Annotated in this window: 6 protein-coding genes; 1 reads left to right on the forward strand and 5 read right to left on the reverse strand. The window is 35.8% G+C overall.

Going from position 1 to position 9,191, the window contains the following annotated elements:
• Positions 1-1,232: 1,232 nt before the first annotated feature.
• From ACFIKE_RS07085 to ACFIKE_RS07105, 5 genes are all read right to left on the reverse strand, one after another.
• Complete coding sequence (locus tag ACFIKE_RS07085; RefSeq protein ID WP_375626766.1) at positions 1,233-2,039, reverse strand: N-acetylmuramoyl-L-alanine amidase; 807 nt, start codon at positions 2,037-2,039, stop codon at positions 1,233-1,235.
• An 855-nt stretch (positions 2,040-2,894) separates the two neighbouring features.
• Positions 2,895-5,069 (reverse strand): isocitrate/isopropylmalate family dehydrogenase, encoded by a 2,175-nt coding sequence (locus ACFIKE_RS07090; protein ID WP_375648886.1) that lies wholly within the window; start codon positions 5,067-5,069, stop codon positions 2,895-2,897.
• Entirely contained in the window at positions 5,066-5,797 is a 732-nt protein-coding gene (locus ACFIKE_RS07095) for an alpha/beta fold hydrolase (protein WP_375626769.1), read from the reverse strand. The genes ACFIKE_RS07090 and ACFIKE_RS07095 overlap by 4 nt, the downstream gene beginning before the upstream one ends.
• Positions 5,798-6,057: 260 nt before the next feature.
• The gene (locus ACFIKE_RS07100) at positions 6,058-7,254 is read right to left on the reverse strand and encodes a multidrug effflux MFS transporter (RefSeq protein WP_375648888.1); all 1,197 of its coding nucleotides are present in this window, start codon (positions 7,252-7,254) and stop codon (positions 6,058-6,060) included.
• A 229-nt stretch (positions 7,255-7,483) separates the two neighbouring features.
• Positions 7,484-7,762, reverse strand: a complete 279-nt coding sequence (locus tag ACFIKE_RS07105) for a hypothetical protein (protein ID WP_375648891.1) — start codon at positions 7,760-7,762, stop codon at positions 7,484-7,486.
• Between the two features lie 304 nt (positions 7,763-8,066).
• On the opposite strand from ACFIKE_RS07105, the gene ACFIKE_RS07110 reads away from it, so the two are divergent.
• Positions 8,067-8,837 carry a phage tail assembly protein gene (locus tag ACFIKE_RS07110; protein ID WP_375648893.1) on the forward strand — a complete coding sequence of 257 codons (771 nt, stop codon included), beginning with the start codon at positions 8,067-8,069 and terminating at the stop codon, positions 8,835-8,837.
• Positions 8,838-9,191 lie beyond the last annotated feature (354 nt).

Consider the following 9,191-nt stretch of genomic DNA (forward strand, 5'->3'; position numbering starts at 1 on the left):
AAATAATGATGAAAAACATTTATTCAATAAGAAAAGTGCTTTTCAAGGTATGATCCGTTTACAGCGTTCATTCTAATACTATTTAAGCTAAAGATTTTAAAAACTGGCAACATATGTTGCCAGTTTTTATTTTTGTAATCAAACATCATGAGCATCTTTCTTGATCGTTATTTTCTTGTCTTTTTGAAAAAAAATACTCACTTTCACAAAAATATTCTCAGAAAATTAACCTGATGTACTTGATAAGAACACTGCATACGTGGGTTCTTACACATCCATTCAAACAATCTCTTGCGTACCCAGGTGAACAAATACCTTTTCTTTATTACCAAATTGATTTTTGTTGGTAATTTATACCTAACCTTTGTTAATTTAGGTCATGAACTTCTCAGGTAAGTTCTGTACTGAACAAATAAAATATTGAAAAAAACAAGACATCATTGTGTTTTTGATATGCATGAATGTGTCTTCTATTAACATCCTAAAACACAACATTTTACAACACTGCCGCGCATTAAAAAACTTAATCATCAAGAAACATGTTATCAAAACGATGAAAATATCCCCTAAAGCAATAAAAGAGAAAATAGATATATCTTCAAAAAATGAATTAACCTCTTCCCCATCTAAAGAATAGAGACTCCTATCAGTAGCAATCTGTAAACGACCCACCTTTTTTTGAATCTGCATCACATTAATTTATAATGACAATTTATTATTTTGCATGTTGAATAAAAGTCCAGAATATCGTAGGATTCTCCATTTCAGACCTGTCCCATGTTTCAATCAACCAAAACCATTCACTTGTACACGACGAATGGAGAGAGCCGTGTGAATAAAAACGAGTAAAGAAAACCCTTTATGAATCGTTTTAAGTTCCAAGGACTGTAGTAACATTGAGATCTGGAAAAGTTTATGATGGTTCTAGGCACTTTTATTAAGCATAAAAATGAAGCTAACTTAATAGAGGACTTTAGATTATATTCTTTATGAACGTCACTGTAAAAAAGGAAGCAAAATATAAGACAAAGAACCAGTAAATTTAATCTCTGGAAATCATAAAGCATTCTATAGCGTTATGTTTCCATAAAACGCCTTATACCGTACATGGGATTTTTTACACGATTAATGCCCTTTTTTACATAAAGCGCATTGGAAAAAAGAAGCCTCTCTTGATAAGAAAAAGGCTTACACGTCATCATAACCATATTTTCAATTAAAACACGTTGAATTCACGGAAAATATTTATCAACCAATGCATAAAGAATTGCTGCTGTTTCAACATCTAGAATCCCATCATAATTTTCTTGACGAAAATGAAGTTGGAATGCTCGGATCAAATCTTTGTATCCTGTTTGGGTACACGCAGCAGAAATGTCATATCCATAACATTTTAGCTTCGCCAAAATATCTTCTTTGGGCGGCAAGTTCTTAGAAAATTGCTCTTGATAATGACTTTTTAGTTCATCATCATACCATGCTCCTATACCTGCCCTATAAAGTTCTCTCCATGGGAAAGCTGCTCCTGGATCACTTTTTCTTCCAATAGCAATATCACTGTGTCCCACAACATCAGTTGGCATAATATCGGGATACCGTTGAAGAATATTCAAGGCAAGTTCCTTAACGGCATCAATTTGTATTGGATTATAAGGAGGAAATATACCACCCTCATCATGATAAGCCATAAAATCAACTGTCTCTTCTGGAGACTCAGAATGACCCGTCGCTAAATTAACGATTTCAATCCCGATAGATGCATCATTGAGATGACTATGCCCAGCCCATGAACTCACACCCGCATGCCATGCACGCTCATTTTCATCAACCAGATTAAAAATACGCATGTCCTTAAAGCCTGCTTCACGATATGTCTGCTCTGAAGGATCAGGAACAAGATAGTGTGCACTAACCTTTTCTCCTGTAAGCGCCATAATCGAGGATTTAAAATCAAGAGCCGTATAATGCATAACGAGAAAACGAACGCGACGATTAAAACTCTTGACAGAACGATAACTGTTGTAATCAATCTGATACATAAAAGCCCTTTCTTTTTTGCTAAAAAAGACCACTGCGCATCACAACAGATAGGACACGAACTGTTAAAAATGCAATGAACTTCCTATCTAGATACTAAGAATTACGCCTAAAATTTGTTCATCAAAAACATTGACACTCTTATCAACAATTAAGACACATTTTATTTCTCCCCCACACACGCGTAAAATGTTTTTAACCACATTCACAAACGCACCGCATTAAATATTTTCCTCAAACAAATTCCTAAAAATTACCAATCGAAAAGAAAACAAAAGCATAAAATAATCACTCCTTGAATTTTCACGTCTTACAGAAAAATAATTCTTCCTGTTATCACATTGAAAAATATCGCCCCTCGGAAGCGAACACCCAACGATCGTGCAATCACACAAAAACTTAAAGGAAAAATTTTTATAAGCTCTTTACAGCAATTTATTATCAGATAACTGAATGGCACATATTCGCAATAAACTGGACATATTTTTCAATAAAATTTGCAAAGCTTTCCTGTAAATGACACAACTTCTTGTCTTTTCACACCATCGCTTTTTGATTTACAAAGAATCTCAATTATTTACAACGCTTGAGGCACATGAAGTCTCTGGATTCCTTGTCATCAGCTCTATGAAAGATAACGAATTGATTTATAATAATAATTAATCATTATAAATATTGAATGTAGCAAGCCTAATATCGTAAAGTTTTTCTTAATCTTGAATTAATCAAAGTCATTTAATTACACATTAAAAGAAAGTTTAACCTATAGATAAAAACCACTTAAGAAAAGGATCAAAATACTTCTTATAATAGAACGTTCAATAATTTGAGCAATATTTTTACGTCCCCATAGAGGTTCATTTGCTTTTCTCAGTTTGCAAAACTCTTTTTAAAACCAACCAAGCTGCATATTCTTGTAAGACGGCACCTAAAAGTGGTCGCGTATAGGGAAAAGTTACACGATCATCACCATAACCTTTCATCCGTATAGTCATCGTGGCATGTCCAAGGCTTTCTTCTTGATTTTCTAATGTCTCGATAGAAGGTTCTAGGCTCACTTCAACCTCAAGCAGTGGAATATTTTTTGTACTTTTTTCTATGGGCTGAAAATATTTTAAAAGATATGGATCATTGGAAGACCAATGAACCTCTGTATGCTTTTTCAATTGTTTACAAGCAGTAGTAACTTCTGCACCAACCAAATAGGAGTGAAAATGATCTTCAAATTGTTCGATTAAATGCTGTGCCAAAGGTGCCGATGACTGACCAACAAGCTGCACAAGAACATAGGGGCTTTTCCATAAAAAATGCCGTTCAAATGGCTCATTTTCAAGATGACAATCAACCCACTGCGCAATGGTACTTTCATCAATTCCAATCAAAGTCCATGCATACCCCGCACGCGATACAAAAGAATATTTCTTCTCGTTGTGTTCTAAATAATTCTCTAAAAGCGCAAGAGCCTGTGATGGCGGACCAGGCAAAACAACAAGCGTACTTCCATCACAAGAAAGATAAAAGCCTGGTGCTGTACCCGTAGGATTATCAAGCACGGTTGCTGTCTCAGGAAACAATGCTTGACGCGCATTACTCTTATCCACCAAAATCCCTAATCGTTGTAATTGACCTTTTATTGTTTGCCAAACATCTTCATGATGTACCAAAGGCTGCTTTACAGCTTGAGAAACCGCATCACGTGTTATGTCATCTGATGTTGGTCCCAATCCCCCACTGATAATGATAAGATCTTCTTGTCCAAGGCAAGAAACAACAGTCTCACTGATTTGCTGTAATTGATCAGCACAAACAAAATGACGCGTGACTTGAATATTTCTTTTATTCAAGCTCTGACTCAAATCCTGCAAATTCGTATTCAAATATTGTCCTGAAAGGAGTTCATCACCAATCGTAATAATTGCCGCATGACAAATAGAGACAGGATTCACAAGAACATTGCGAACAGCTTCAGCCATTTGACGGGTAGAGGCTACACCTCCAAGATCATAGGTAACAGTTTTTCCAGCACGAATAACCTGATCAACACTCTCAGATAGTTGTTTTGCTGCATCTTTAAAACCTAAATGCTCTAAAAGTAAAGCCGTGGTATAAAGCATCGCAGAAGGATTTGCTTTATTCTGTCCAGCAATACGTGGTGCACTGCCATGAACAGGCTCAAAACAAGCAATCTCGCTCCCCACATTCACATGAGGAGCAAGCCCTAATCCCCCCATGACTCCAGCGGCAAGATCAGAGAGAATATCGCCAAACATGTTTTCAGCAACAATCACCCCAAATTGCTCTGGCTTTGTTGCTATCCACAAAGCAACCGCATCAACATTGTGAATATCTGCTTCAATTTCCGGATAGTTTTGCGCAATCTTCTCAAAAATTTCCTGAGCAAATTGTCCACTTTCTCGCATAACATTGGGCTTATCAGCAAAAGTAACGCGCTTAAAGCCATATTTCCTCGCATAAGAAAAAGCATATTCAAATAACCGCTCTAAACCAAAGCGTGTCTGCAAACGGACTGTCCACGCAGCTTCCTCAAGCCCATATTTTGTTAAATTGGGATGTTTTAGCCAAACGGCTGTTTCAGGAGAAATACCCCGAAAATCCAATCCAGCATAAAGGCCTTCACTATTGTCTCTGATAACACAAAAATGAAAAGGTTTTCTCGGACCAAAGATGTATCTTACAGGACGTATATTTGCAAACAACCCTAATTTTTGGCGAAGCTGAATAACCGGTGACACATAGGCAAGTTTTTGCTCTTTTAAATGCGGTGCAAGTTCTTTTAAAGCCGCTTCTTTTCCTTTACTGGTCACAGCACCAAGTAAAATAGCATCACTCTGAATAATTTTTTGCCAAGTTGCTTGAGGGACAGGATCTCCTTCCCGTTTCCAACATTCAAAACCAATATCACCATAAGTAAACTCAATCGGCAATTGGAATTGCTCTAAGACCCTCAACGCAGCATCACAAACCTCTGGTCCTATCCCATCACCAGGTAATACAAGAACTTTCTTTTTCATAACTCATCAATCCACTCATCAATGACTGCATCTGTCATAGTAGGATTATCCTCCCACAAACGCGTACCAGCACCAGAAATAATCTTATATTCATGATTGAAAAAATGACTTTTCGTCTGATTATCTACCGTTGCAAGTTGCGACTTTTCTCCCACTAAAGCTAAGAACTTCCCCTTATACTTAACTATTTCATCTCTAGCATCTATTTCTAATAAGAGTTTAAACCCTCTTCTCATGCGTTCAATTGCCACGCTTTTTTGTTTATCGGGAATCTCCAATAAAACTCTTTTTTTCATAATGCCAGAAGGATGCATAAAACCATTGAGTATTTCCAAAGCCCCCGACAAATCATTATTTTCTAAGGAGGCAAGAATATCTCCAAGGCGCCGTTGCAAAACCTTATCTGGATAGCCAGGTGCATTCACAGCAAGCACAGCTTGAACATTGGGAAGCCGTGCTGCCAATATTTGTACCAACATTCCAGCCATAGAAAATCCCACAAGCACTGCGGGCTCTTTAAAATAGCTTTTAAGTTTTTCTGCCATAAAAGATAAAATGTCTACAGCAGCATGATTGAGCACATGAGAACCCTTAGGAAAAAGAGAAAGCGTATCCAACAGAGTGACTGGGTATCCTTTTGATAAGCATAGCTTTGTCAATGGAGAACAAAAAACACCACCATCCCAAATTGGCATTACAGGAGAAAGAATAATAATAGGAAGGCTCATTGATCAATTCCTCCCCTTATTTAAAACATGCATTAGAGCCAAAACTTTTCCCATCCAATATAATGAAAATATGTTGAAACTCTAGGCTCATACTCTCCCCCCATCATAATCGATTTGTTAAACTCAAACTAAGCTTGTAACAAATTTTAAACCCACTCAATCCAACAACTTAATAAAAAAATTCATCTAATGTACAGGTACCCCATTCGTGAACAACATCAAAAACATTTCCGCATAATGCTTTCTTTTTATCATTTTACTCAGTTCATTTCTGAAGTCATAAAATGACGCGCTTTTTGAATATAAATGATAAAACCAATCATACAACACACAGCTAACAAAGTTGCCATAGCCCGTGGGCTATGACCAGATATCTTTCCGATAACCGCTGCACTGAGTGCCGCACTTCCTAATTGCAAAGATCCCATAACACCAGAAGCCGCTCCCGCAGCTTTCGGATGCGATGAAATAGCCAACGCTGTTCCTAACGGCAATAAAAAACCATTGCCAAAAGTAAGAACAGCAATAGCCATAAAACTTGTCACAAGGGGCCATGGACTTAGATACATTTGCAAAGCAAACAGCACACCACCTATCACAAAAATAATGTACCCTCTCCCCACAGTCTTTTCCATAGACTCGCGTTCAAAAAACCATCGCGCCAAAAGATTTCCCAAAATATAGGGAAACGAAACACCAATATAGCTATAACTAATGTGTATCGGCGATAACCCCAAAGTCGTGAGTAAAAAAGGCGACTCCACAATATAAGCAAAATAGGCAGCGTAAGAAAAACACGGAATAAGTGCATAAAAAATAAATTGTTTATTTCTGAGAACACCTAAATATGCCTTCATAAATCCTACCGGAGAAAAATGCTGCCGCTTCTGAGGAGGTAGAGTTTCGGTTAGCACAAAACAACATAGAAAAATGGTCAAAAATATAAAAAAGCTTAAAAAGATAAAAGTTGCCTGCCAATGAAAAGCTTGTATCAAAAGTCCACCAATGAAAGGTGCAAGTGCTGGTGACATTCCAATAAAAGGGAAAACAATCAAATAAAGTTTTCCAGCCGCTTTTTTATCCAACAAATCATTGATAATTGCACGACTTAAGACAAGTCCCGCACAAGCACCAAGACCTTGCAAAAAACGTAACACAAGAAAAGCGTGAATATGAACCGTATAAATCACACCAAGTGTCGTAAATAACCACAAGAATAAGCCCAATAGAAGTGTTTTTTTACGCCCAAAATTATCACTCAGCGGCCCATAAATGAGCTGTCCAAGTGCCAATGCCAACAAAAAAACCGCCACTGCACTTTGAATTTGAGATTGTGTCACTTGATAATATTGACGCATATCGCCCAGTGCTGGTAAAAAAATATCGGTAGAAATCAAACCTCCTGTTGATAAACATACGATAAGTATAATGAATGGTAATGTATATTTATGTTTCATCAGGAAAATCACATTTCTTAAATTTAAAAATATTTAAATTTTACGTGTATAGCAAAATAATAATTTATATTTATAAATATAAAGCTATTTTAACTTTATCCACAGGGAATAAAATAATAAATTTTCTTTATTCTTTTACTTTATTCGAGAATAATTCATCTTGTTGATACATAAATCCAGTGTATGATCCGCACGCACACACTCAACACGTAAATAAACACTTAGTGCTTCACTTTATAATTAATTTTAAAGCATAGCAAATCGCAATTTTAAAACTATACGCAAAAGAAGCTAAAAGATCAAAACTCCCCTTCAGAGATATATTTCCCAATCCGAAATAGCGCATTTTGTTGTATTCATGTTGCCCTATCTTCATCAGCTTTTTTTCATTGATATCATCAACAAAAACGCTCCCAAACTCTATCCCTCTCCATGATAACAACATCACTTTTCCGACAACATCTTTTATCAGAAGTGGTTTACAACGCTCAAAGAAAAAAGAAGCCACAAACTCCCTCTCCTTAAAACTCCCCACACAAATATTATTGTAACAATACAGCATATAACAATGCCTCATGGAGAAGTTTTTATCAACACAAATAATTGAGCAAACAAACTTAATAGCCCACTAATATCATAAAGCAAATTGCGCTTCTATCTCGCTCTAAAATCTAAATTCATCTTGTCCATTTTGTTAGAATTTCATTCTACATAACCAGCACAAAGTTTATTACCTAAGCTATTGACAAACATGATATAATGAAAATTTGACGAATCATTCTGCATCTAATTTAGAAAGCAAGGGGCTATCAATGAATATAACAGAACTAGCCACGTACCAATTACTTGTACCTATTAAAGTGGAAGGAAAGACATACACAGAAATCACCTTACGCCGCCCGAAATTTAAAGACTTAAAAGCAATACAGAGCAAAGAAGGCGACGAGCAATCAATTGAAATGATCGCATGTCTTTCAGGGTGGTCCTATAATGCCATCAGTAAACTTGGTGTTCGTGATTTTTTAAACATTAAAGACATTTACGGGACTTTAATAAAAAAAGTATTAAAAAAACTTGATAAAATGAATACAATCATAAAAATCCCATCCCTAAAAATCCTATCCTTAGAAACTCAATTTTCTAAACATCTCAAAAACTTTATAAACAAAGTAAATACAGCCATAAAAAGCATAATGGATGAATGTACTTTAATCGACAGTAATCCCGAAAAATGCACAAGTAACCTTTACACACATACATTTGAAACAGAATCCATGACAACTGCAAATGCAAAAGTGAAAACCTGTAGCACCTATGAACCGATTACAGTTCATAATCCCTACGTCATAAAGGGGGAACACATGACCTTTACAAAATGCACTTTCTTAGTACAAGATGGTCCATCAAACCAAATTTATCTCTCAAATCAAAGTGCTCTTACATCGTATAAAAAAACTGCGGGCGAAACTAAAAAACAAACTTTGGAGAGAATCTCGAAACTTTTGGACATTGTCTCAAAACTTTTCAACTTTCCTCTCTGGTTTTGGGAGTTTTTACTCAAAGAACTTAGAAAGTTTTTCTAGCATTGTTTTGATATAGAATAATAAGAGAAGGAAAAACAGCTTAGAACACTAATGTTTCTTCCTTCTCTTTTATCTCTCATAGCTTTTTGAATTGAATACTTTTGATATTTATTTTGAATAATTGAAGCATTCTTTTAATTATAAGTACAATATAAAAACTAAAATTTTAGAAGACGCGCTGTTTTTACAAAAAAATGAAATAATAAAATAAATACTCCAGAATTTTAAGTAATGATCACCGTCTTGTGTTCGGTCTTTCCTATCCCTTTTTGGCGCATATTTACCACTTTTGGAACATAATTGGCAAAAAGACATTGTATCTCCAGCATATTCAAGGAGATAAAACATGGAAAC

The organism is Bartonella sp. MU70NMGDW (genome assembly GCF_042194085.1).
Taxonomy (GTDB): domain Bacteria; phylum Pseudomonadota; class Alphaproteobacteria; order Rhizobiales; family Rhizobiaceae; genus Bartonella; species Bartonella grahamii.

Coding starts and splice junctions, on each gene's coding strand:
- ACFIKE_RS07085 (WP_375626766.1), bottom strand. CDS start 2,039: ATGTATCAGATTGATTACAACAGTTATCGTTCTGTCAAGAGTTTTAAT.
- ACFIKE_RS07095 (WP_375626769.1), bottom strand. CDS start 5,797: ATGAGCCTTCCTATTATTATTCTTTCTCCTGTAATGCCAATTTGGGAT.
- ACFIKE_RS07110 (WP_375648893.1), top strand. CDS start 8,067: ATGAATATAACAGAACTAGCCACGTACCAATTACTTGTACCTATTAAA.
- ACFIKE_RS07090 (WP_375648886.1), bottom strand. CDS start 5,069: ATGAAAAAGAAAGTTCTTGTATTACCTGGTGATGGGATAGGACCAGAG.
- ACFIKE_RS07100 (WP_375648888.1), bottom strand. CDS start 7,254: ATGAAACATAAATATACATTACCATTCATTATACTTATCGTATGTTTA.